Below are 23,014 nucleotides of genomic sequence, written 5' to 3' on the forward strand. Positions count from 1 at the left end.
TCAAAAGAATCGATCAGACGCTATGCGCTGGCATGTAAGCACGTCAATGCGGTGGGTGAGGATGCGCGGAAAAGTCCGGTCGCGCGTTGAACCATCGGGACGCCCGCATCCGAACAAGTGGGCATGAGGTGGGTACGGCTGATCGCCGCGATGCTGCTGGGTGCGCTGGCCGTGCTGATCGGCCCGGTCTCGCCCGCGTCCGCGCACGCGGTGGTCGTCGACACGGTCCCGGCCCGCGGCTCCGTGGTCGGCAGCGCGCCCGCCACCGTGACCATCACGTTCAGTGAGGCGGTCCGGCTGGTGCCGGGCAAGGTCAAGGTGGTCGCGCCGGACGGCACGCCGGTCACCGGCGGCGAGCCCACGCTGACCGGCGCGGTGATGAGCATCCCGATCGCGCCGGCGGAGCGGCCGCTCGGCACGTACACGGTCAGTTACCGCGTGGTGTCCGCGGACAGCCACCCGGTCGGCGGCGGCTTCTCGTACTCGGTCGGCGCGCGCTCCACGTTCGACGGCGCGGTCACCGGCGACGCGGTCCACGCGGGCGTGACGGCCGGCATCTCGATCGCGAAGTACGTCGGCTACGTCGGGCTCACGCTGCTGGTCGGGCCCGCGCTGCTGATGCTGTCGATCTGGCCGCGCCGGTTGCTGCGCACGCCGGCCGCGCGGCGCGGGCCGCGGATCATGATGTTCACCGGCGCCGGGCTCGTCGCGCTCTCCGCGATCGCGGCGGTCTGGCTGCAGGCGCCCTACGCGTACGGTGGCGGGCCGCTGGACGCCACCGCGTCCGGGCTGGGCGAGGTGCTGCGCAGCCAGTTCGGGCTGGCGCACCTCGGGCGGCTGGTGGCGCTGGCGCTGGCCGTACCGCTGCTGACCATCAGGGGTTTCCGGGGTCGTGGCGCGGTGCTGGCGCTGGTCGCGACCGCCGGCATGCTGACCTGGCCGCTGTCCGGGCACCCGATCGCGTCGCGCATGCCCGTGGTCACGGTGCTGGCGGACCTCGCGCACCTCGGCGCGATGGCGGTCTGGCTCGGCGGCCTGGTCGCGCTGGCCGCGTTCCTGCTGCGCCGCGCGGACGCCCGCGAACTGCGGGTGATCCTGCCGGTCTGGTCGCGCTGGGCCGCGCTCGCGGTCTACTGCCTGATCGCGGGCGGCGTGCTTCAGGTGATGGTCGAGGTCGGCGCGGTCTCCCAGTTGGTCACCACGCGGTTCGGCCAGCTCATTTTGGCGAAGACCGCGCTGCTCGCCGTGGTGCTGGCCGTCGCGGGCGCGGCCCGGCTGCTGGTCCGGCGGATCGTGGCCGGCACCGCGACCGGGTGGACGGCGCGGCTGGTGCCGGGCGGGGCGCCGGTGACCTGGCTGCGCCGCTCGGTCGCGGCCGAGTTGGTGGTGACCATGGTGGTGCTGGCCGCGAGCGCGGTGCTGGTGCAGACCACGCCGTCGCGCAACGTCGGCGAGGAGGCGCCGGTCGTGGTGCCGGAGACCTACAGCGAGACGCTGACCAGCCCGATCTACACGCTCCAGTTCGAGATCTACCCGGTGCAGCGCGGCGAGCACAACACGCTGCACGGCTTCGTCTACACGCCGGAGGGCAAGCCGATCCCGATCGAGGAGTTCAAGGTGTCGCTGGCGCTGCCGTCCGCGGGCCTGGAACCGATCGACGCGCCGATGGCCATCCTGGACGAGAGCCACGGGCTGGGACCGCTCAACTTCCCGCTGCCCGGCGAGTGGACCGTGAAGTTCACGATCCGGATCTCCGAGATCGACCAGGCTACGGTGTCCGCCGTGGTGAACGTTCCCTAATTTCCCAATCTTGCCCGTTACAGGTTATTCGACTGAAAAATGGGGCCGTAGGGTATTTGTCTCTTCGGGAAGGGGCGGCGCATGACCACCCTCGAAGCCCCGGCCACCGCGATCGCCGACACCGGCCCGGCCCGGCCGCTGCACGTCTTCCGATCCCGCCCCCACTTCGGCGTCCCCTTCTGGCGCTGGGAATGCCGATCCTGCGGCGACTCCGGCGGCGGCGGCAGTCAGCCGGACGCGGTCGGGCGGGCGCTCACCCACTGCGTTGAACATCCGGACCACCGCTCCTCGCTGGTCCCGCCGGTCACCTGCCGGCAGGAGAACCCGCGGGCCCCGCTGCGCACGATCTACGAGTGGCTGGTGGCGCGCAGCACCCTCGAACCGCTGGACGAGGACGACCCGTTGATCCCGGTGGTGGACGGACCGACGCCGGGTGCCGAGCCGGGCTTGCCGATCATCGCCGAGGACGTCGATCACGGCGACCCGGAGGGCGGCGTGCCGTGGGCCGACGGGTGGTCGCGAGCACTGCCCGCGAACTGGCCGCCGGAACTGCTGGAGCACGAGCCGACGCCGTCCGACGAGCCGCGGGGGCCGGTCTTCGGCCCGCGACCGGACGGCCGGTTCGCGCCGCTCGCGAACGATGCCGCCGGCTCGCCCGAGGCCGCCGCCTCGCCCGAGGCCGCCGCCTCGCCCGAGGCCGCCGTTGTGCCTGCGGTCGGCGCCTCGCCCGAGGCCGCCGCCTCGCCCGAGGCCGCCGCCTCGCCCGAGGCCGCCGTTGTGCCTGCGGTCGGCGTCTTGCCCGAGGTCGGCGTTGTGCCTGCGGTCGGCGTCTTGCCCGAGGTCGGCGTTGTGCCTGCGGTCGGCGTCTTGCCCGAGCTCGGCGTTGTGCCTGCGGCCGCTGCCTCGCCCGAGGCCGGCAGTGTCCCTGCGGCTGGCATTTTGCCTGAGGCCGGCAGTGTCCCTGCGGCTGGCATTTTGCCTGAGGCCGGCGTCTTGCCTGAGGCCGGCGCCGCGCCCGGCCTCCGCGAGGCCGGTGGTGACTTCGCCACAGGGCTCTCCCGGCTTCCGCTCTCGGCCGCCATGGTCTCGCGGGACGCCGGACTGCTGGATGCCTCCGAGTCCGGGACGGCGGACGGCACGGCCGCCGCCCGCGAGCCGGCCATCGGTGCGATGCTGCCGAGCCGCAGGTTCCTGCTGCCGACCGCGGGCCTGCTGCCGGTCCTGGAGCAGGACCCACCGGCAACGCGCGGAATCGACGCCGATCCAGCCGGTTCCGGCGCGGCGCATGCAGAGCCGACCGGGCCGGGCCGGGACGCCGCCGCCGAGGAGGGTCCCGGCGCGGTCGGCCCCGGCCTCGACGCTCGCGTGTCGGCGGATTCCGGCGACGTCGGCCCGGCGGATTCCGGCGCGGTCGGCCCCGGCCTCGACGCTCGCGTGTCGGCGGATTCCGGCGACGTCGGCCCGGCGGATTCCGGCGCGGTCGGCCCCGGCCTCGACGCTCGCGTGCCGGCGGATTCCGGCGACGTCGGCCCCGCGGAGTCCGGCGCGGCCGGTGCGGGGCCGGATGACGTCGGCCCGGTGGATCCGGACGCGGCCGGCGCGGGCGCTGACGACCTGAGCCCGTCGCAGGAGGCCCCCGAGAGCCACACCGAGACGGCGTCGGTCACGCAGGACGAACTGCCGGGGCTGGAGACGCACGTGACCTGCTGAGGTGCGCCGCGCGATGAGGGCGGCCTCCGTGACGGAGGCCGCCTTCGCTATCGCGCGCGCGTCACCCGGCCGCCGCCGGGAAGCGGTCGAAGCCGATCACGGAGGTGATCAGTCCTCCGCGCGCGCGTCACCCGGCGGCCGCCGGGAAGCGGTCGAAGAAGCCGATCACGGAGGTGATCAGTCCTCGGTCGTCCAGGGTCAGCACGTCGGAGCCGATCACCGCTGGTTCCGTACCGTCCGGGGTGATGGCCCAGCGGAATCGGACCACGTCGTGGTGGGTCTCCGGGGTGCCCAGCGGGCGCAGTGGCGAGCCGGGGAACAGCGCGCCGATCTGTCGCTGCGCGCCCGCGATCGCGGCGTCCAGCGCGTCCCGGCCGGTCGCGTCGATCAGCGGGTCGACGTAGCGGCAGTCCGGCGCGAACGTCTCCGCCACCAGGTCGCGGCGGCGCGCCGGGTCGGTCTCGTTCCACGCGGCCAGGTAGCGGTCCACCGGATCGGACATGGTTCCTCCTCGATTCGACGTGGTCGGCAGGGCACCAATCATCAGCGGGTACGGGTGGGGGCGTCGATTACCCGGGAGGTAATGGCCGGGGCGCGGCCGGGACGGCTAGCGTCTGGCCGTATGACGATCGCCGCCGAGCCGGAACCGGCGGGCCGGGTGCTGCGCCGGTGGCGTGAGCGGCGCCGGCTCAGCCAGCTGGAGCTGTCCATCCGCGCGGAGATCTCCACCCGGCACCTGAGCTTCATCGAGACCGGCCGTTCGCGGCCCACGCCGGAGATGATCCTGCGCCTGGCGGACCAGCTCGACATGCCGCTGCGGGAGCGCAACGCGGCGCTGCTGGCCGGCGGGTACGCGCCGCGGTACCCCCGGTCCGAGCTGGGCGCGCCGGAGCTGGCCGAGGTCCGGGCCGCGCTGCGGTCCGTGCTGACCGGCCACGAGCCGTATCCGGCGCTGGTGCTGAACCGGTGGTGGGAGCTGCTGGACGGCAACGCGGCCGTGCCGCCGCTGGTCGAGGGCGCGGCGGCGCACCTGCTGGAGCCGCCCGTGAACGTGTTGCGCCTGACGCTGCACCCGGACGGCCTGGCCCGGCGGATCGTCAACCTCGCGCAGTGGCGGGCGCACCTGCTCGGCCAGCTCCGCCGCCGTGCCGATCACCTCGGCGACGACCGGCTGGCCGGGCTGCACGAGGAACTGCTGGCGTACCCCGGCGGTCTTGATCATGCTGTGCCCGCGCAGCGGGTGGTGCTGCCGCTGCGGCTGCGCGTGGAGGGTGGCGAGGCCGCGCTGTTCTCCGTCGCGTCGCGCGTGGAGACGGCCGCGGACGTGACCGTGGAGGAGCTGACGATCGAGACGTTCTACCCGGCCGATGCGGCGACCGCAGAACTGTTTCGCACGAGATTATCTTGAGCGGGACGGCTCGCTATCCTGGATGGATGACCGCACCACAGCGCACTGCACCCGACGTGTCGTTCCTGCTCAACCATGCCGCGCACGTGTTGCGGACCCGGATGGCGGCGGCGCTCGCGGAGGCCGGCCTGACGGCGCGGATGCACTGCGTGCTCACCCACGCGATGGGCGAGGAGCGGACGCAGGCGGAGCTGGCCGAGCTGGGGGACATGGACAAGACCACGATGGTGGTCACCGTGGACGCGCTGGAGCGGGCCGGCCTGGCGGAGCGGCGTCCGTCGGCGAAGGATCGCCGCGCGCGGATCATCTCGGTGACGGATGCGGGTGCGGAGCTGGCGGAGCGGAGTCAGCGGATCGCGGATCAGGTGCACGCGGACGTGCTGGCCGCGTTGCCGCCGGACGAGCGGGAGGTCTTCCTGCGGGCGATGAAACGGCTGGTGGAGGGGCATCTGGCCGAGCCGGTGGAGGCGCCGGTGCCGGCCAGGCGGGCGCGGCAGCGGGAGAACTGAGCTTCCGTAATGGATCGTCTGTAACAGAACTATCTGCTACGGTTCGACCTGTCGTTGTCCGGCAGGGAGGACCGCCATGTCCGTCGCATCCGTACCAGAGCCGTCGCGCCGCACCTGGGTCGCGCTCGGCGTGCTCGCCACCACCACGCTCATGACCATCCTGGACGGCAGCATCGTCACGGTCGCGCTGCCCGCGATGCAGGCCGATCTCGGCTTCTCGCCGGGCGCGCTGAGCTGGGTGGTCAACGCGTACCTGCTCGGCTTCGGCAGCCTGCTGCTGCTCGCCGGGCGGCTCGGTGACCTGATCGGCCGGCGCCGCGTGTTCCTGGCCGGCACCGCGATCTTCACGGCCGCGTCCGCGCTGGCCGGCGTGGCCGCCTCGGCCGAGGTGCTGCTGGCCGCGCGGTTCCTTCAGGGTGTGGGCAGTGCGGCCGCCACCGCGGTGAGCCTCGGCATCCTGGTCACGCTGTTCGGCGAGGGCCGGCACCGCGGCCTCGCCATCGCGATCTTCAGCTTCACCGGCGCGGCCGGCGCCGCGATCGGTCAGGTGGCCGGCGGCATCCTCACCGGCGCGGCCGGCTGGCCCTCGATCTTCCTGATCAACCTGCCGATCGGCGTGGCCGCGATCGTGGCCGGCGCGCTCGTCCTCCCCGCCGATCGCGGCGCCGGGCTGCGCGCGGGTGCGGACGTGCTGGGCGCGCTGCTGGTGACGGCCGGGTTGGCGCTGGCGCTGCACGCGGTGGTCACCGGCACCGAGCACGGCTTCTCCGGCGCCGTGGCGCTCACCGCGCTGGCCGCGGCCGTGCTGCTGGCGGCGTTCCTGGCCCGGCAGGCGCGCACGGCGTACCCACTGATGCCCTTGAGGATCTTCCGCTCCCGCGCGGTGGCCGGTGCGAACGCGGTGCAGGTGCTGATCATGGCGGCGATGTTCGGCTTCCAGGTGCTGAGCACGCTGTTCATGCAGCGCGTGCTGGGCTGGTCCGCGCTGGAGACCGGCCTGGCGATGCTGCCCGCCGCGCTCCTGATCGGCGCGATCTCGCTCGGCCTGTCCGCGCCGCTGATGGCCCGGTTCGGCGCACGCGCCGTGCTGCTGGCCGGCCTGGCGCTGCTCGCGCTGCTGTTCGGCTGGCTGACCCGGGTGCCGGTGGACGCCGAGTACCTGCCGGACGTGCTGCCCGCGATGCTGCTCGCCGCCGGCGCCGGCCTGGTGCTGCCCGCGCTCACCACGCTCGGCATGTCCGGCGCCGGCCCCGACGACGCCGGCCTCGCCTCCGGCGTCTTCAACACCACCCAGCAGATCGGGATGGCTCTCGGCGTCGCCGTCCTCTCCGGCCTGGCCGCGACCCACACCCAGGACCTGATCAGCGAGGGTACGACCGAGGCCGCGGCCCGGACCGGCGGCTACCGCCTGGCGTTCGCGGTCGGTGCCGCCCTGATCCTGGCCGCGATGGCGCTGGCCGCCATGGTGCTGCGCCCCGCGCCCGCCACCGCCCCGCCGGAGGCCGCGCGCCCGGTCGCTACCCGGTGAGCAGTTCTTCGCTGAGTTCCCACAGCCGCCGCGCGGACGCCGGATCGAGTGCGTGCGGTGCGGCGTCGGAGAGCACCACCGGCTCCTCGCCCACCGGCGTGGGTCCCCAGGGCGTGGGGTCCAGCGGCGCGACGTCGCTGTTCTTCAGGTAGACGCCGCCGATGCCGTCGAGCAGTGGGCTGGCCGCGCCGAACACGATCGTCGCGGCGGCCTGCTCGGGCGTCTTCTTCTCGTGCTCCGGGTCGATGATCGGCCGTTCGTTCTCGTCGACCAACCCCATGGCCTGCAACTGCCGCATGGTGAAGGTGCCCTGCTCCAGGTGCGCCAGGTTCGAGGCGACGGAGATCCCCGGGTGTACGGAGAAGGCGCGGATGCCCTCGCCGGCCCAGCGGCGGTCGAGCTCGACGGCGAACAGCACCGCCGCGGTCTTGGTCTGCCCGTACGCGAGGTTGCCGTCGTAGCCCCGCGCGAAGTGTGGGTCGTCCCAGCGGATGTCGCTGGTGCGGTGCGCGCCGGAGGAGACGTTGACGACCCGGGCGCCGTGCGCCGCGCGCAGCGCCGGGTGCAGCGCGAGGGTGAGCTGGAAGTGGCCGAGGTGGAACGCGGCGAAGCCCGCCTCGTAGCCGCGGGCGTCCAGTGTGCGTTGTCCGTAGGCGTTGCCGGCGCAGTTGATGAGGACGTGCAGCGGCCGACCGGTGGCGAGGTAGCGGCGCGCGAACGCGTCGATCGAGGCCGGGTCGAGCAGGTCCAGTTCGCCGACCTCGACGCGCTCGATGCCGGCCAGGGTGGCGGCGGCGCGTCCGGGATCGCGGGCGGTCACGGTGACCGAGGCGCCGGCCTCGCTCAGCGCGCGGGTGGCCTCCCGGCCGAGGCCGCCCGCGCCGCCGGTGATGACGACGTTCCGGCCGGTCAGGTCGAGGCCGGTCAGGACGTCGCGGGCCGTCGACGCGGCCGTGAACGGGGTGCCTATCGGGTGTTGCCGTGCGGTGGTCATGAATCCACGGTATGGGCGATTTCCGTACTATGAATGCTTGATGGTTCGCATTTTCCTTGCGATAGTCCGGGTGTGGACGAGTTCTCCGAGGTGTTCGACGTCGTGGAGGCGCGCGGGCAGGTGACCGGCGCGTTCGCCGCGCGCGGGCGCTGGGTGGCCCGCTCGTTCGGCCGTACCCCGCTCAAGCTCACCGTGATGGTGCGCGGCCGGGCCCGGCTGTCGGCCGACGGCCTCGACGCCCCCGTGCATCTCGACGAGGGCGACGTCGCCATCGCGAACGGCCGTTCCTGGCTCGAACTGGAGGGCGGCTCCGGCGACGGCCCGATCCGCGAGATCGAACCGGAGATCACCGACCTGACCGACGGCCTCCGCGACGCCGCCCCGGACTGCGATCTGGTCGTCGGCGGCCGGGTCCTGTTCAACCGGGCCGGCGAGGACCTGCTGCTCCAGGCACTCCCGCCGGTCGGCCACGTCCGCGCGTCCGCCACCGAGGCACCCCGGCTGCGCACCATCGTCGGCCAGTTGGTGGACGAGGTGAGCGCCGCCCGGCCGGGATCGGGCTTCGCCGTCCGCCAGTACGCCCAGCTGCTGCTGCTCGAGGTGCTGCGCGCCTACATCGGCCAGGCGCCGCTGCCGCCCGGCCGCCTCCGCGTGCTGACCGACATCCGCCTGCGCCCCGCCGTCAGCCGCATGCACGCCGACCCGGCCCGCTTCTGGAAACTGGAGGAACTGGCCCACGCCGCCGCCATGTCCCGCACCACCTTCACCGAACGGTTCCGCGCCGCCGCCGGCGTCCCGCCCCTGGCCTACCTCAACAGCTGGCGCATGCTCCTGGCCCAACGCGCCCTCCGCGACAACGACGCCCGGATCGGCACCATCGCCACCAGCCTCGGCTACACCTCCGAGAGCGCCTTCAGCACCGCCTTCAAACGCGAGACCGGCGAATCCCCCCTCCGCTACCGCGCCCGCCTCCGCGACAATCCCTCAACAACCTGACCCCCGCCTGAGATCTTCAAGCCCCACGAGATCGTCCGCGTCGCGGGTGTCGACCGCCGCGTCACGGCCGTCCACGGTCCCCGCGCGGAGCAGGTCCGTCACGCACGCTCACGGTCGGCGCCCGATCCCGACTACGCGCTCCGCCAGCCGCGCGCGTAGCTGTCCGCGACGGCATCATCCACGGCAGCGAATTGATCACCGCTGAACGGCACCGAGCCGCGCCAGCCGCAGTGCCAGGCCTCGCCGCCTCCGCGACCAGCACTCCACCCGCAGTTCCGCGATACCGCCCACCCCATGGCCACCTCGCCGAACACCGAGCTCACGTCGGTGGCGATGAGCACGCCGGCATCGAGGAAGCCGCAAATCGCCGGAGCCCCCCCTGGCCCACCGCCACACCGCTCCCAGCGTGCGGAAGCCGATCCGGCTCGCCAGAGCCGGCCTGAACCACCGGCGCACCGCTCCCAGCGTGCGCAAGCCACCCCCGGAACGCGGGGCCTCCGGGGCTCGGCCCCGGAGCAGAAATGCGAAGAGGGACCTGTGTCCGCGCTCTCCGCGGACACAGGTCCCTCGTCACTCGTAGCGGGGGCCAGATTTGAACTGACGACCTCTGGGTTATGAGCCCAGCGAGCTACCGAGCTGCTCCACCCCGCGTCGCTGGGTAAACAGTAGCTCGCGTACCCCGGGTTCTGCAAAACGATTGGCGCTCGATCGTGTTTTGGCTGGTGGAGAGGCGAGGCGGCGGTGGGGCGGGGTGGGGCGAATAATGGGCGGTGTTCGCTGTGCGGGGAATCGCTTGGTGCGGGGGCCGTGGCGGCGGAGGGTTGACCGAGACGTTTATCCGAGGGGTGGTTGCATGGGTAGGGATGAGCTCGTGATGCGTGCGGGCGGCGGCAGCTTCGACGACGAGGTCTTCCAGCGGCTGCTGCGTGAGCGGATCATCTTCCTGGGCAGCCAGGTGGACGACGCGGTGACGAACCGGATCACGGCGCAGATGCTGCTGCTGGCGTCGGAGGACAGTGAGAAGGACATCTCGCTGTACATCAACTCGCCGGGTGGTTCGATCAGCGCGGGCATGGCCGTCTACGACACGATGCAGTACATCAAGAACGATGTGGTGACGATCGCGATCGGCATGGCGGCCTCGATGGGCCAGTTCCTGCTGTGCGCGGGCACTCCGGGTAAGCGGTACGCGCTGCCGCACTCCCGGATCATGATGCACCAGCTGTCCGGCGGCATCGGCGGTACGGCGGCGGACATCGCGATCCAGGCGGAGAGCATGCTGCACATCAAGAAGGTCATGAACGAGCGCATCGCGTTCCACACCGGGCACACGCCGGAGCAGATCGAGCGTGACTCCGACCGTGACCGCTGGTTCACGGCGGCGGAGGCGAAGGAGTACGGCATCGTCGACCACGTGATCAGCAGGGCGAACGCGGGCGCGGGCGCGAATCTGCTGTGACGCATCGGGGGTGGGGGTGGAACCGGCGCCCCCACCCTTAGTTGCGCCGGTCCCACACCACACGTGAGCCTTCCCCGGCCGCACGCCGTGGGACGGGGAAGCCTCGTTGGGCGAGCCGGTGGCAGCCGGCCCGCCGGAGAATGTCTGAGGGTCAGTGCAGCGTGCGGCTGCGGTGGACGGCCGCGAGCGCGGCGTCCGCGTACTCCCGCTCCTGCTGGAAGCCGAGGAGCAGCGCGCCGGGCAGCGGCACGGAGCCGACCTTGCGCTGGAAGTTGGGGCCGTTCAGCAGCCCGCCCAGCGTCGCGATCTTGGTCTCGTTGAGTCCGAGCACGTCGGCGTGCTGGATGCGGAAGCCGGCGATGGCCCGCCGCAGGATGTTCGCCAGGAAGCCGCCGCCGACGTCGCCGCCGGAGAGCGCGAGCGTGGGGCGCCCGCCGGCCAGCGCGGCGCCGCAGACGAGGAGCACTTCCTGGGTGGAGTGCACGTAGAGGTGGTACGGCCACTGGTAGAGCAACTGGCCGACCATGGCGCGGCTGTCCCGGCGGCGGATCCAGGCGCGGTGGCTCCAGGCCCGGCCGCGGTCGGCCGCGTTCTCCCGGTCCATCGGGCCGGCGAAGGTGAGGCGCCGATCAGTGACCATGACGGTCGTCGAGGGCGGCAGCGTCCACCGGACGGCGGAGCGGGTCATGGTCTCGCTGTACAGGTGTTCCGCGACGCTGGCGCGGCCGTGCCACAGCAGTTGTTCGCCCTCGTGGAGCCGGGGTCCCTCGGGCAGCCGTGCCCCTTCCGTCAGGCGGAAGTAGGAGGACGAGTGATCGGCCATGAAAGAAACCTCCTCAATGCCCCACTCTGGTGGTTGAAGGCTCCACAGTCATGACACCTGTTGGGGGGTCAACCCCCGTTCAGTACCGATTCGACGCGTTTGACCGATATTCCTGGACATCGTCTGGTTTTATCAGACCGTCCTCGATCGCCCTAGCCAGCAACGCGGCCTTGGACGCGGCCGGGCGACCGGCCTTGGCGTATTTGATCCGGGCGCGGTCCACGTACTGCTTCACGGTGTGCTCGCTGATCTGCATGCGGCGGGCCACCGACGCCTTCGACATGGACTGGAACCAGAGCAGCAGCGCCTCGCGCTCCTTCTCGGAGAGCGAGGGGCGCTCCGGCCGCCGGTCGCCGACCATGGCGCCGGCCAGCGCGGGTGCCACGTACGGCTGATCCATCGCGGCGGCGAGCACGGTGGCGACGCAGTGCTCCTTGCCCTCGTTCTTCGCCAGGAACGCCACGGCGCCGGCCTCGACCACGCGGAGCACCGTCTCCGGCTCGGTGTGCTCGGAGTAGACCACCACGCGCAGGCCGGCCTCGCACAGCTCGGAGACCCGGTCGATGACCATGCGGCCGTGCAGGCTGAGGTCGAGTAGCAGGACCTTCACGTCACCGGCGGCGGCCAGCACCTCGTCGATGGAGGAGCCGGTCGCGACCACGCGCAGGCGCGGATCGTCGGCGAGCCAGGAACGCACGCCCTCGAGCACCACCGGGTGGTCGTCGACTATCGCCACCGTGACGGGGGTGTCCACAGCGGTTCCTCCTACCGGTAGCAGCCGTCGGTCGCCGAAACGGGCCCCAGCCGGCCCGGAAACACACCGCGAGGACCGAAGTTCGCAATGATTGAACTCTGCATCAAATGGCGTGCGCAAGGCCTGTATCGGAAATGCCTACTTCCGACACAAGGGCAGCTCGCAGGCGATCCCTTTCTGGTGCGACATCAATATATCGAAAGGGGTCAGATTTCGGGGCGCTCCGGCCGGAGCAGTTCCGGCGGCGGCGGTGAGGACTCCGCGTCCGCGTCCGTGACCACGTGCCCGCCGTCCGCGAAGCGGTCCAGTTCCGGCCCGGCCTCCACCCGGCTGGGGAACCAGTCGCCGGCCATCCGCCGGCGCAGATCGGGCAGCGGCAGCGGGGTACGGCCGGCGGCCACCACCAGGTTGCCGTACCGGCGCCCGCGCAGCACCGTGGCGTCCGCGATCAGGCACAGCTCCGGCAGCACCGCGCGCACCGTGGCCACCGCGTTGCGGCCGAACCGCAGCGGCGGGCTGTCCGCCATGTTCAAGATGTAGCGGCCGTCCGGGCGCAGCACCCGGGCCACCTGGCCGACGAACTCCACCGAGGTCAGGTGCGCGGGCGTGCGGGCCTCGTCGAACACGTCGCCGATCACCACGTCGTAGGCCGCGTCCGGGCTGGCGGTGACCACCTCGCGCGCGTCGCCCTGGCGTACCCGGATGCGGGAGTCCCTGGGCAGCGGCAGCGTCTCGCGGATCAGCTCGATCAGCGCGCCGTCGATCTCCACCACCCGCTGCGTGGAGCCGGGGCGGGTGGCGGCCAGGTAGCGCGGCAGGCTGAGCGCGCCGCCGCCGAGGTGCAGCACGCGCAGCGGCGCGCCGGGCGGCGCGGTCAGGTCGAGCACGGCCGCGATCCGGCGCATGTACTCGAACTCCAGCGCGGTGGGGTCGGCGAGGTCCACATGGGACTGCTGGGTGCCGTCGACGAGCAGCAGGAACGCGTTCTCCCGGTCGCGGTCGGGGACCACCTCGGCCACGCCGCCGCCGCGCACGACCCGGCGCACGGTGCCGTCCCGCTTCTCTCTGCCCACGCGTCAACCCTCTCGCGCCGCCGCGATCTCGCGCAAATATGAGGGCGGCGCGGGTGCGATCCGGTTGCGGCCGGGCGCAGTCCGGTTGCGGTGGTTCAGGTGCGCGGCGGCTCCGGCGACTGTGCCCGGCATGACCGCACAGACCTCCCGGCGTACGCTGCTCGGCGCCGCCTCCGCGGCCGGCGCCGCCCTGGCGATCGGCACGCCCGGCACGGCGCACGCCGCCGACGCCTCCGGCGGGGAACTGGTCGCGGCCGACCCGCTGCTGCACCTGCTGCGCCGCGCCACGTACGGCCCGACGCCCGCCTCGATCGCGGAGATCCGCTCGCTGGGCGCCACCCGCTGGCTGGACCGGCAGCTCAACCCGGCCGCGATCCCGGACAGCGCCTGCGCCGCCGTGCTCGCCCGGCTGCCGCTGGCCGGCCGGGACATCGCGGGCGTGCGCGCGGCCGCGTCCGCCGGCGTGTTCAAGCGGTACGGCTGGGAGGCGATGTTCCAGGTCGGCACCGCGGCCGTGACCCGGGCGATCTGGAGCAACCGCCAGCTGTTCGAGGTCATGGTCGACTTCTGGTCCAACCACCTCAACGTGACCTGCCCGAACGGCGACGTCTGGGACAGCCGGCCGGACTACGACGCCGCGGTGATCCGCCGGCACGCGCTCGGCCGGTTCGCGGACCTGCTCAAGGCCAGCGCGCGGCACCCGGCGATGCTGACCTACCTGGACAACCGCTACTCGACGCGGGCGAAGCCGAACGAGAACTACGCGCGCGAGCTGCTGGAGCTGCACACGGTCGGGCTGATCTACGGCGAGGCCGACGTGCGCCAGGCCGCGGTGCTGCTCACCGGCATGACCGTGGACAGCCGGACCGGCCTCTACCGGTACGACCAGGCCGCGCACGCGACCGGCGCGGTGACCGTGCTCGGCTTCCGCCACCCGAACGCGAGCGCGGCCGGCGAGCCCGCGGTGACCGCGCTGCTCGACTACCTGGCCACCCACCCGGCCACGGCCGAGCGGATCGCCCGGAAGCTGTGCGTGCGGTTCGTCGCGGACGAGCCGCCGGCCGCGCTGGTCGCCGCGCTGGCCAAGGTCTACCTGGCGAACGGCACGGCGATCGCGCCGGTGCTGCGCGCGCTGTTCACGTCCGCGGAGTTCGCCGCGTCGGCCGGCCGCAAGCAGCGCACGCCGCTGGAAGACCTGGCCGCCACGGTACGGACGCTGGGCTTCGGCCCGGACGCCGCCGGCACGGCCGGGCTGTCCTCGCTCTACTGGGCGCTGGAGCCGAGCGGGCACCAGCCGATGGCGTGGGCGCCGCCGAACGGCTACCCGGACGTGGCCGCGGCCTGGGCGTCGCCGTCCGGGATGCTGAGCCGCTGGAACCTGCACATGAACCTGGCCGCGAACTGGTGGTACAAGCAGCTCACCCGGCCGGCGTCGCTGCGGGCCGCGCTGCTGCCGACCGTGCCGGCCACCTACGGCGCACTGGTGGACGCGCTGGCGCTGCGGCTGTGCGGCACCAGGATGTCGGCGGCCCACACCGCCGCGCTCGCCGCCTATTTCGGGAAAAGCACCGGAACCGCGCTGAAATCCACCGATCCCGCGGTGAACGGCAATTTTCCCTATCTCGTCGCACTCGTCCTTGACTCGCCGTACTTCCTCGTGCGCTGAACCCGTACCTGCTATTGATTGGTGTTGAATTCATGACGCTGCCGACCGAGTGCGGATGCGCGGAGAACAGGGGCCTCACCCGGCGCGGGCTGCTGGGCCGCGGGCTGGCGGCCGGGTTCGCGGGGCTGGCCGGCGCCGGGCTCTCCAGCCAGCTGGCGTTCGCCGCGACGCCGCACACCGGCGACGTGCTGGTCGTGGTCTCGCTGCGCGGCGGTTTCGACGGGCTCTCCGCGGTGGTGCCGGTCGGCGACCCGGACTACTACGCGGCCCGGCCCGGCATCGCGGTGCCGAAGTCGCGGATCGTGGCCGGTGACGCCATGTTCGGCCTGCACCCGGCGTTGAGCCCGCTGGTGCCGCTGTGGCAGCAGGGCAGGATGGCCGCGGTGCACGCGGTCGGCCAGGCCGCGCCGAACCGCTCGCACTTCGCCGCGATGGAGGAGCTGGAGCGCGCCGCGGCCGGCACCGCCACGCGTACCGGCTGGCTGGACCGCATGCTGGGTGGGCTCGGCGCGACCGGGCCGCTGGCCGGCGTGGCGGTCGGCTCGGCGCAGCCGCACCGCGGGTTCGCCGGCCCGAGCGCGGACCTGAGCCTGCGCACGATCGACTCGTTCACGCTCGGCGGCGAGTCGAACGGCCGGATGGCGACCGCGCTGTCCGCGCTCTACTCCGGAGTGTCGCCGGAACTGGCGACGCCGGCCCGGTCCGCGGTGGGCGCGCTCGCCGCGGTCGGCGCGGTGCGCGCGGTCACCACGGACGTGACCTATCCGGACACCCCGCTGGGGCGCGCGCTGCGCGACGTGGCCCGGCTGATCAAGGCGGACACCGGGCTGGTCGCGGCCGCGGTGGACTCCGGCGACTGGGACATGCACGAGGGGCTCGCCGGGCGCATGCACGACAACCTGTCCGGGCTGGCCGGCGCGCTGGCCGCGTTCGCGGCGGACACCGCGCTGCGCAACGTCACGGTGCTCACGATCAGCGAGTTCGGCCGGCGGGTCGCGGAGAACGGCTCCGGCGGGCTGGACCACGGGTACGGCAACGCGATGCTGGTGCTCGGCGGCGCCGTGCGCGGCGGCACGGTGTACGGCGCGTGGCCGGGGCTGAGCGCGGCCCGCCTGGTCAATGGCGATCTCGCGGTGACGACCGATTATCGTTCCGTGATCGGGGAGATTCTGCGGAAGCGCTGCGGCGTCTCCGCGACCGCGCTGGCGAACGTATTCCCCGGCGTCAACGGAAACGATCTAGGATTGGTTCTGTCTTCATGATCACTGATTTCCGGACGCGCGAGCGATACGCGGCGGCCGGAGGCTGACCCTAGGATCGCACGGATCGAGGATTGTTCGGCGCCGCACTCGACCGGCGCGTCACCGTCGGTAACCACGGTGGACTCCGCCGCGCTGACCGATCCTCACCACCCTCCAGCCGTTCCATCTCGGAGGCTTCATCCGATGCGTTTGACCCCTTCCAAGGCCGCTGTGGCGCTTGCCGGCGCCGCGGCGCTGGTCGCCACCGCGGCACCCGCGCAGGCCGCTCCGGCCACCGTGGACCTCCAGCTGCTCGCGATCAACGACTTCCACGGCCGCCTGCAGTCGCCGGCGACCGTCAACGGGCAGGCGGTGGGCGGCGCGGCCCAGCTGGTCGGCCTGGTCGACCAGTTGCGCGCGACCAACCCGAACACCGCGTTCATCTCCGCCGGCGACAACATCGGCGCGTCGACGTTCGTGTCCGCCATCGACAACGACAACCCCACGCTGGACGTGCTCAACGCCGGCGGGCTGGACGTGTCGGTGGTCGGCAACCACGAGTTCGACAAGGGCATCGACGACCTGCTCCACCGCGTCATCCCGCGCTCGGAGTTCGACTTCCTGGGCGCGAACGTCTACCGGGACGGGGTCCGCGCGCTGCCCGCCTACTCCGTGCAGGAACTGGGCGGCGTCACGGTCGGCTACGTCGGCGTGGTCACCACCCAGACCGGCGAGATGGTCAGCCCGGACGGCATCCGCGGCGTCGAATTCCGCGACCCGGTCACGGAGGCGAACGCGGTCGCGGCCGAGCTGTCCGACGGCGACGCCGGCAACGGCGAGGCGGACGTGGTCGTGCTGCTCGCCCACGAGGGCGCGGCGGCCGAGAACATCACCTCGGTCGAGGACCTGGCCGGCGACCCGGTGTTCGGCCGGTTCATCGACGCCAGCGCGGACATCGACGCGATCTTCAGCGGGCACACCCACCAGCCGTACGCGTTCCTGGCGCCGGTCCCCGGCACCGACCGGACGCGCCCGGTCATCCAGGGTGGCGAGTACGGCAAGATGCTCAGCAAGGTCACGCTGACCGTGGACGCCACCACCGGTGACGTCACCGCCGCCACCGCGGCGCTGCTCGACGTGGTCGGCGCGCCGTCCAACGGCACCGTCGCCGGCGTGGTCAACGCGGCCGTGGCCAACGCGGCCGTGCTCGGCGCCCGGCCGCTCGGCCAGGTCACCGCGGACATCAAGCGCGCCTACACGGACGGCAACGAGAACCGTGGCCTGGAGTCGCCGCTCGGCAACTTCATCGCGGACGTGCAGCTCGACGGCACCAAGGACGCCGGCCGGGGCGGCGCGCAGATCGCCTTCATGAACCCGGGTGGCCTGCGCACCGACCTGCTCTACGCGCCGGACGGCGTGGTCACCTACTCCGAGGCCTTCTCGGTGCAGCCGTTCTCCAACGACGTGATCACCCAGACGCTCACCGGCGCGCAGATCAAGCAGGTGCTCGAGGAGCAGTGGCAGCCGGAGGGCGCGTCCCGTCCCAAGCTGCACCTGGGCGTCTCCAAGGGCTTCAGCTACCGGTACGTCGAGGACGCGCCGCGCGGCTCGCACGTGATCGCTGGCTCGATCACGCTCAACGGGCAGCGGATCAGCCCCACCGCCACGTACCGGGTGACCTCGAACTCGTTCCTGGCGGCCGGCGGCGACAACTTCACCACGCTCGGCCAGGGCACGGACCGCGTCACCACCGGTGACAACGACCTGACCATGCTGACCGCGTACCTGGCGAAGTACTCGCCGGTCACCGCGGACCAGGCGCCGCGCTCCGCGGTCGGCCCGGCCTGCACGCAGAGCGTCACCGGCACCGTCAAGGGTGCACTGACCGTCTCGTCCGGCCTGGTCTGCGTCGACGGCGCCACCGTGCGCGGCGCGATCACGGTCCTGCCCGGCGCGAGCCTGATCGTCGACGGCGGCACCGTGCAGGGCGCGATCACCGCGCTGTTCGGCGCCGAGGTCGAGATCACCGGCGCCACCGTCACCGGCGCGATCAGCCTGATCGGCGGCACCGGCGCGGTCACCGTCACCGGCGGCACGATCAAGGGCGCGGTCAGCGTGCTCTCCGGCCGGGGCGGCGTCACGCTGGACACCAACACGGTGAACGGCGCCGCGCTGCTCACCGGCAACACCGGCACCGCGGCCAACACGGTCGCGGCAAACACGGTCAAGGGCACGCTCGTCTGCACCGGCAACACGCCGGCGCCGGCCAACGACGCCCGCCCGAACACGGTCAAGGGCCTCGCCCTCGGCCAGTGCAAGGGCCTCTGAGCAGCTCATCCGACGCCGGCACCCCGCGACTTCGCGGGGTGCCGGTTTTTGGTCCACCCGCTTCCGGCGTGGTCGCGGTCCGCACGCTCGGAACGGGCACGGCCGGCCGCAGGAGCGCAGCGGGTGGGCGGCCGGGCTTCCCGCCGGGGCCGTCGTGGGCTCAGTGCTTGTTGAGGATCTTGATGATGCGCTCGACGCGGGGGTCGGTGCGGAACTCCTCCAGCGTGGCGGGGAGCGGGATGCGCCAGTTCGGGTACTGGTCGACCGTGCCGGGCAGGTTGGGCTGGCGGGGTTCGCCCAGGACGTCGTAGGGGGAGGCGACGACCAGACGGCACGGGGTGGCGGCCAGCGCCTCGTGCATCGCGACGATGATCTCCTCGACCGAGACCGGCGCCGGCTCGGGCGGCAGGAAGCCGTTCTCGCGCAGCAGCGCGACCAACTGGCCGCGGTCCCGGCGCGCCTCCGCCTCCGCCTCGGCGACCGGGCCGGCCAGCAGCTCCAGCGACGACCGGACGCCGATGTGCGCCTCGGTCAGGAAGCCGGCCGCGGTCGGCAGGTCGTGCGTGGAGATCGAGGCCAGCGCGTTCGGCTGCCAGCCGGAGAGCGGGATGAAGCCGTCCGCCCACGCGTCCGGGTCGCGGGCGAACCACATGACCGCGGAGCCCAGCATGTTGCGCCGCTGGAGGCCGCGCGTCACGATCGGCAGCACGGTGCCCAGGTCCTCGCCGATCACCACGGCGCCGGCCCGGTGCGCCTCCAGCGCCAGGATGCCGGCCATCGCCTCCGGGTCGTACGTGACGTAGGTGCCGTCCGCGGGGCCCGCGCCGGGCAGCACCCACCAGAGCCGCCACAGCCCGGCCACGTGGTCCACCCGGAGTCCGCCCGCGTACCGCAGGATGCCGCGCAGCATCTCCCGGTACGCCCGGTAGCCGGTCGCGACCAGCTGGTCCGGGCGCCACGCGGCCAGGCCCCAGTCCTGCCCGAGCTGGTTGAACGCGTCCGGCGGCGCGCCCGCGTGCACGCCGGCGGCCAGCACGTCCTGCAGCATCCAGCCGTCCGCGCCGCCCGGGTCGATGCCGACCGCGAGGTCGTGCACGATGCCGACCGGCATGCCGGCCGCGGCCGCGGCGTCGTTCGCGGCCGCGAGCTGCGCCTTGCACAGCTCCTGGAGCCAGCAGTGGAACGCGACCCGCTCGCGCAGCTCCGCGGCGAGCGCGACCACCGCGGGGGCGGCCGGATGCCGCAGCTCCGTCGGCCACTCCCGCCAGTTCGCGCCGTGCACCTCGGCGATCGCGCAGTACGTGGCGTACCCGCGCAGGTCCTGATCGTCCGAACCGGCGTAGCCGGAGAGCGGGAAGAGCAGCTCCAGCGCGGCCCGCTTGGCCCGCCAGACCTCGTCGTAGTCGATCAGATCGCCGAGCGCCGGGCGCAGCGCGTCGATCTCCGCGCGCTTGTCCTGATAGCCGGGCACGTCGCTGATGCGCAGATAGAGCGGGTTCCAGAACCGGCGGCTGGACGGCGAGTACGGCGAGGACGGCACCGGGTGCACCGGGACCGGCGCGTGCAGCGGGTTGAGCAGCGTCAGCCCGGCGCCGGACTCGCCCGACCAGGACGCCAGCGTGCGCAGGTCGCCGAAGTCACCCATGCCCCACGACTCCGCGGAGTGCATCGCGTACAGCTGGAGCATCCAGCCCCAGGCCCGGGGCGCCTCGGGCAGCGCGTCCGGCACCACGACCAGCGTCACGTCCTGGCCCGCGCAGGTCAGCCGGTGCCAGCCGAGCGGCAGGCCGGCGGGCAGCTCGCCGGTCACCTCACGGGACGAGCCGTCCTCGAACGTGATCGTGCCCGGGGACGGCAGCGCCCGGGTGGCGGACGCGCGCAGCACCACGGTCGCGGGCAGCCGGCGCGGGTCGTGCGCGGCGCGGACCTCGGCCAGCGCGGCGGCGACCGAGTCCGGCGTGGAGGCGTCCACGCCGAGCAGGCGCAGCGTGCCGGTGACGGCGGCGCGGCTGACGTTCGTGGGCTCGCGGCGCCAGTTCTCGTACCAGGTGGCGACGCCGTGCGCCTCGGCCAGCGCGACCAGATCGGGCTCCAGGTCCCGGTTGACGTACGTCTCCAACGCGCCCCTCCACCCGTGCTGCGGCCTGCGCCGCCGTGCATACCCTTTCACGGTGGCGCTTACTCCGGGCGGTTTAGACGCTATGTCAGTGCCGCGTTCGCCTCCGTGACGAACTGCGTCGCGGCCAGCGCGGGCGTGAGCGTGCCGGTCTGCGCGGCCTCCGCGGCCTTGACCAGCGCGGCGCGGATCGCGCCGTGGCCCTTCGGCGGCGGCAGCGGCGCGCTGCCGTACCGGGTGCTCATCTCGTTGGTGTACGCGATCGACGCCTTCATGATCGGGTCGGTCAGCGAGACCTCGAGCGCGCGCCGGTTCTGCAGGTTGGGCGCGAGGCCGCGCTCGGTGCCGAGGATCTCCGCCGCCTCCGGGTCGTTGATCAGGAAGTCGATCACGCCGGCGACCGCGTCCGCGTGCGGCGTCTCGCGGTAGCCGCTCCAGTACATCGAGGCGCGCGCCCAGGCCGCGGACTCGGTACCCGGGTACGACACGATGCCCAGCTCGTTCTCGGTTCTCGTCTGCATCTCGGGCAGCTGGTTGGACCACATGAACGAGGTGGCGGCCTTGCCGGTGACCACCGGTTGCTTGGTGACGTCGCCCACGTTCGCCTCGTGGGTGACCGCCGCGGGCGGCGTGATGCCCTGGTCGCGCGCGTCCTTCCACAGCGTGAACCAGGCGGTCGCGTCCGCCTCGGTGAAGCCCAGCGCGGAGCCGGCGTAGAACTCCTTGCCCTGCGAGCGCAGCCAGAGCCAGAACGCCTTGTAGTCGCCGGACGCGTCGGTGGTGCCGGCCACCGCGCCCGCGCTCTTCCGGCTGACCTGCTCGGCCCACCGGAGGTAACGGGGGTAGTCCATGCCGTTGGTCGGCGCGTCGACGCCGAGCCGGCCGAGCAGCGTCTTGTCGTAGACCAGCGCGGCCGTGTTCTCCGCCGCGGCCACGCCGACCTGCTCGCCGTCCACCCGGCCGTACCGGACCAGCCCGTTCGACACCTGGGTCAGGTCGATCCGGTCGTCCGCGACGTAGGCGCCGAGGTCGAGAAGGTAGTCCCGCTGGGCGAACTCGGTGAGGTAGTTGTCGTCGATCTGGAACAGGTCCGGCGCGTCGCCGGCGTCGATGCGCGTCGCCAGCGTGTCGAAGTAGCCGGAGTTCGGCTGCGCGGCCACCGAGAACGAGATCTCGGGGTGGCGCCGGTGATAGAGATCCAGCACCTTCTCGGTCAACTCGATGCGCTTGTCGCCGCCCCAGAAGAAGAACTTGAGCTGCACCGCCTCGTCGCCGGTCCCGCCCTGGTCGCAGGCGGCGGCACCGAGGACCAGCAGGACGGCGGCGGCCGCTCGCAGCGCGGTGGATGGTGAAAAGCCCACGATGTCTCCAGCCAGACCGAGTGACGCCCGTCTCTTCAGCGGCAGCCAGTCTCCAGCGTCCGGCGATTCCTGAAACGACACCCGAACGGGGGTCAAGTCGCCATCCTTGCGGGGGAAGGTCAAGATGGATACATGTCTGACCTGAAGCGCTGGGCCGCCCGCCTGGGCGCGCTGTTCACCACCCTGACCCTGAGCATCCTGGTCCCGGCCGCGGCCTGGGCGAGCACCAACGGCGTCGCCGACGCGCTGATCGAGGAGCGCCGCCGGCGCGGCGGAGGCGGTGGGATCTTCATCATCGGCGCGCTGTGCTGCGTCGGCGTCGTCGTCGTGATCGCGGTCATCGTCCTGCTGGTGTCCCGCGGCCGTCGCCGTAAGTGAGGGCCGTGATGTACTAGCCCGCGTGGAGCTGCTGCACTCGGGCAAGGTCCGGGACGTCTACGCGGACGGCGAGGACCTGATCCTCGTCGCGTCCGACCGCGTCTCGGTCTACGACGTGGTCCTGCCGACGCCGATCCCGGACAAGGGGAAGATCCTCACGCAGCTCTCCCTCTGGTGGTTCGACCAGCTCGCCGACCTGATCCCGCACCACGTGATCAGCGCGACCGACGTGCCGGAGGAGTGGGCCGGTCGCGCGATCCGGTGCAAGCGGCTGCGCATGGCCAAGGTCGAGTGCGTCGCGCGCGGCTACCTGACCGGCTCCGGCATGCGGGACTACCTGCGGGACGGCGCGGTCTCCGGCGTACCCCTGCCGGAGGGTCTGGTCGAGGCGTCCCGGCTGCCCGAGCCGATCTTCACGCCGAGCACCAAGGCGCCGCTCGGCGAGCACGACGAGCCGATGACCTTCGCCGAGGTGGAGAAGGAGGTCGGCGCGGACGTCGCGGCCCGGCTGCGCGACGTCACGCTGGCCGTCTACCGGCGCGGTGCCGAGATCGCGGCCGAGCGCGGCCTGATCATCGCGGACACCAAGCTGGAGCTGGGCTGGGACGCGGACGGCGTGCTGACGCTCGGGGACGAGGTGCTCACGCCGGACTCGTCCCGCTTCTGGCCCGGCGACGAGTACCGGCCCGGCCGCGTGCAGTTCTCGTTCGACAAGCAGTACGTGCGCGACTGGTCGGTGAGCACCGGCTGGGACAAGACGCCGCCCGCGCCGGAGGTGCCGGCGGACGTGGTCGAGGTCACCCGCGCCCGCTACGTCGACGTCTACGAACGGATCACCGGCACGCGCTGGTGAGGACGGGTAATCTCCCG

The 23,014-nt window shown here is 72.7% G+C and carries 19 protein-coding genes and 1 tRNA gene; 12 read left to right on the forward strand and 8 right to left on the reverse strand.

Annotation, left to right across the window (positions count from 1 at the left end):
* Positions 1–123 precede the first annotated feature (123 nt).
* Entirely contained in the window at positions 124–1,800 is a 1,677-nt protein-coding gene (locus J2S41_RS38410; RefSeq protein WP_310375728.1) for a copper resistance CopC/CopD family protein, read from the forward strand.
* A gap of 81 nt (positions 1,801–1,881) precedes the next feature.
* Positions 1,882–3,510: a hypothetical protein gene (locus tag J2S41_RS38415; protein ID WP_310375730.1), complete on the forward strand. Its 1,629-nt coding sequence runs from the start codon at positions 1,882–1,884 to the stop codon at positions 3,508–3,510.
* Positions 3,511–3,637: 127 nt separating this feature from the next.
* Here the strand turns inward: J2S41_RS38415 and J2S41_RS38420 are convergent, their stop codons facing one another.
* Positions 3,638–4,012 (reverse strand): nuclear transport factor 2 family protein, encoded by a 375-nt coding sequence (locus tag J2S41_RS38420; RefSeq protein WP_310375732.1) that lies wholly within the window; start codon positions 4,010–4,012, stop codon positions 3,638–3,640.
* A 120-nt stretch (positions 4,013–4,132) separates the two neighbouring features.
* Here J2S41_RS38420 and J2S41_RS38425 point away from each other — a divergent pair, with 120 nt between their 5' ends.
* The 3 genes from J2S41_RS38425 (at position 4,133) to J2S41_RS38435 (ending at position 6,955) form a co-directional block, all read left to right on the forward strand.
* Complete coding sequence (locus J2S41_RS38425) at positions 4,133–4,918, forward strand: helix-turn-helix domain-containing protein (RefSeq protein ID WP_310375733.1); 786 nt, start codon at positions 4,133–4,135, stop codon at positions 4,916–4,918.
* Between the two features lie 26 nt (positions 4,919–4,944).
* Positions 4,945–5,427, forward strand: a complete 483-nt coding sequence (locus J2S41_RS38430; RefSeq protein ID WP_310375735.1) for a MarR family winged helix-turn-helix transcriptional regulator — start codon at positions 4,945–4,947, stop codon at positions 5,425–5,427.
* A gap of 76 nt (positions 5,428–5,503) precedes the next feature.
* Positions 5,504–6,955, forward strand: a complete 1,452-nt coding sequence (locus tag J2S41_RS38435) for an MFS transporter (RefSeq protein ID WP_310375737.1) — start codon at positions 5,504–5,506, stop codon at positions 6,953–6,955.
* On the opposite strand, the gene J2S41_RS38440 is transcribed toward J2S41_RS38435, so the two are convergent.
* On the reverse strand, positions 6,945–7,949 hold the full coding sequence (locus J2S41_RS38440) for an SDR family NAD(P)-dependent oxidoreductase (protein ID WP_310375739.1): 1,005 nt from the start codon (positions 7,947–7,949) through the stop codon (positions 6,945–6,947). The genes J2S41_RS38435 and J2S41_RS38440 overlap by 11 nt on opposite strands.
* A 72-nt stretch (positions 7,950–8,021) precedes the next feature.
* On the opposite strand from J2S41_RS38440, the gene J2S41_RS38445 reads away from it, so the two are divergent.
* Positions 8,022–8,945, forward strand: coding sequence for an AraC family transcriptional regulator (locus tag J2S41_RS38445; protein WP_310375741.1), 924 nt, complete (start codon positions 8,022–8,024; stop codon positions 8,943–8,945).
* A gap of 577 nt (positions 8,946–9,522) precedes the next feature.
* Here the strand turns inward: J2S41_RS38445 and J2S41_RS38450 are convergent.
* Positions 9,523–9,596 (reverse strand) — tRNA-Met (locus J2S41_RS38450).
* Positions 9,597–9,798: 202 nt separating this feature from the next.
* On the opposite strand from J2S41_RS38450, the gene J2S41_RS38455 reads away from it, so the two are divergent.
* Entirely contained in the window at positions 9,799–10,404 is a 606-nt protein-coding gene (locus J2S41_RS38455) for an ATP-dependent Clp protease proteolytic subunit (RefSeq protein ID WP_310375742.1), read from the forward strand.
* A 151-nt stretch (positions 10,405–10,555) separates the two neighbouring features.
* Here J2S41_RS38455 and J2S41_RS38460 read toward each other — a convergent pair whose 3' ends face one another.
* From J2S41_RS38460 to J2S41_RS38470, 3 genes are all read right to left on the reverse strand, one after another.
* Positions 10,556–11,227: a hypothetical protein gene (locus J2S41_RS38460; RefSeq protein ID WP_310375744.1), complete on the reverse strand. Its 672-nt coding sequence runs from the start codon at positions 11,225–11,227 to the stop codon at positions 10,556–10,558.
* Positions 11,228–11,306: 79 nt separating this feature from the next.
* Positions 11,307–11,981 carry a response regulator gene (locus J2S41_RS38465; protein ID WP_310375746.1) on the reverse strand — a complete coding sequence of 225 codons (675 nt, stop codon included), beginning with the start codon at positions 11,979–11,981 and terminating at the stop codon, positions 11,307–11,309.
* Positions 11,982–12,187: 206 nt separating this feature from the next.
* Positions 12,188–13,054: a spermidine synthase gene (locus J2S41_RS38470; protein WP_310375748.1), complete on the reverse strand. Its 867-nt coding sequence runs from the start codon at positions 13,052–13,054 to the stop codon at positions 12,188–12,190.
* A gap of 130 nt (positions 13,055–13,184) precedes the next feature.
* Between J2S41_RS38470 and J2S41_RS38475 the strand changes: the two genes are divergently transcribed.
* The 3 genes from J2S41_RS38475 to J2S41_RS38485 all read left to right on the forward strand — a co-directional run bounded on the left by J2S41_RS38475 (position 13,185) and on the right by J2S41_RS38485 (position 18,289).
* Positions 13,185–14,720, forward strand: coding sequence for a DUF1800 domain-containing protein (locus J2S41_RS38475; protein ID WP_310375750.1), 1,536 nt, complete (start codon positions 13,185–13,187; stop codon positions 14,718–14,720).
* A gap of 32 nt (positions 14,721–14,752) precedes the next feature.
* The gene (locus tag J2S41_RS38480; protein ID WP_310375751.1) at positions 14,753–15,982 is read left to right on the forward strand and encodes a DUF1501 domain-containing protein; all 1,230 of its coding nucleotides are present in this window, start codon (positions 14,753–14,755) and stop codon (positions 15,980–15,982) included.
* 183 nt (positions 15,983–16,165) lie between these two features.
* Positions 16,166–18,289: a bifunctional metallophosphatase/5'-nucleotidase gene (locus J2S41_RS38485; RefSeq protein ID WP_310375752.1), complete on the forward strand. Its 2,124-nt coding sequence runs from the start codon at positions 16,166–16,168 to the stop codon at positions 18,287–18,289.
* Positions 18,290–18,449: 160 nt separating this feature from the next.
* On the opposite strand, the gene malQ is transcribed toward J2S41_RS38485, so the two are convergent.
* Together malQ and J2S41_RS38495 are read right to left on the reverse strand one after the other, a co-directional pair.
* Positions 18,450–20,408, reverse strand: a complete 1,959-nt coding sequence (gene malQ / locus J2S41_RS38490; protein ID WP_310375753.1) for a 4-alpha-glucanotransferase — start codon at positions 20,406–20,408, stop codon at positions 18,450–18,452.
* A gap of 80 nt (positions 20,409–20,488) precedes the next feature.
* Complete coding sequence (locus J2S41_RS38495) at positions 20,489–21,766, reverse strand: ABC transporter substrate-binding protein (RefSeq protein ID WP_310375755.1); 1,278 nt, start codon at positions 21,764–21,766, stop codon at positions 20,489–20,491.
* Between the two features lie 132 nt (positions 21,767–21,898).
* Here J2S41_RS38495 and J2S41_RS38500 point away from each other — a divergent pair, with 132 nt between their 5' ends.
* Both J2S41_RS38500 and J2S41_RS38505 read left to right on the forward strand, forming a co-directional pair.
* The gene (locus tag J2S41_RS38500; protein WP_310375757.1) at positions 21,899–22,144 is read left to right on the forward strand and encodes a hypothetical protein; all 246 of its coding nucleotides are present in this window, start codon (positions 21,899–21,901) and stop codon (positions 22,142–22,144) included.
* A 22-nt stretch (positions 22,145–22,166) separates the two neighbouring features.
* Positions 22,167–22,997, forward strand: a complete 831-nt coding sequence (locus tag J2S41_RS38505) for a phosphoribosylaminoimidazolesuccinocarboxamide synthase (RefSeq protein WP_310375760.1) — start codon at positions 22,167–22,169, stop codon at positions 22,995–22,997.
* Positions 22,998–23,014 lie beyond the last annotated feature (17 nt).

The sequence above is a fragment of the Catenuloplanes atrovinosus genome (assembly GCF_031458235.1).
Taxonomy (GTDB): domain Bacteria; phylum Actinomycetota; class Actinomycetes; order Mycobacteriales; family Micromonosporaceae; genus Catenuloplanes; species Catenuloplanes atrovinosus.

Coding starts and splice junctions, on each gene's coding strand:
- J2S41_RS38425 (WP_310375733.1), top strand. CDS start 4,133: ATGACGATCGCCGCCGAGCCGGAACCGGCGGGCCGGGTGCTGCGCCGG.
- J2S41_RS38480 (WP_310375751.1), top strand. CDS start 14,753: ATGACGCTGCCGACCGAGTGCGGATGCGCGGAGAACAGGGGCCTCACC.
- J2S41_RS38440 (WP_310375739.1), bottom strand. CDS start 7,949: ATGACCACCGCACGGCAACACCCGATAGGCACCCCGTTCACGGCCGCG.
- J2S41_RS38500 (WP_310375757.1), top strand. CDS start 21,899: ATGTCTGACCTGAAGCGCTGGGCCGCCCGCCTGGGCGCGCTGTTCACC.
- J2S41_RS38430 (WP_310375735.1), top strand. CDS start 4,945: ATGACCGCACCACAGCGCACTGCACCCGACGTGTCGTTCCTGCTCAAC.
- J2S41_RS38410 (WP_310375728.1), top strand. CDS start 124: ATGAGGTGGGTACGGCTGATCGCCGCGATGCTGCTGGGTGCGCTGGCC.
- J2S41_RS38455 (WP_310375742.1), top strand. CDS start 9,799: ATGGGTAGGGATGAGCTCGTGATGCGTGCGGGCGGCGGCAGCTTCGAC.
- J2S41_RS38460 (WP_310375744.1), bottom strand. CDS start 11,227: ATGGCCGATCACTCGTCCTCCTACTTCCGCCTGACGGAAGGGGCACGG.
- J2S41_RS38485 (WP_310375752.1), top strand. CDS start 16,166: ATGCGTTTGACCCCTTCCAAGGCCGCTGTGGCGCTTGCCGGCGCCGCG.
- J2S41_RS38435 (WP_310375737.1), top strand. CDS start 5,504: ATGTCCGTCGCATCCGTACCAGAGCCGTCGCGCCGCACCTGGGTCGCG.
- J2S41_RS38475 (WP_310375750.1), top strand. CDS start 13,185: ATGACCGCACAGACCTCCCGGCGTACGCTGCTCGGCGCCGCCTCCGCG.
- J2S41_RS38420 (WP_310375732.1), bottom strand. CDS start 4,012: ATGTCCGATCCGGTGGACCGCTACCTGGCCGCGTGGAACGAGACCGAC.
- J2S41_RS38415 (WP_310375730.1), top strand. CDS start 1,882: ATGACCACCCTCGAAGCCCCGGCCACCGCGATCGCCGACACCGGCCCG.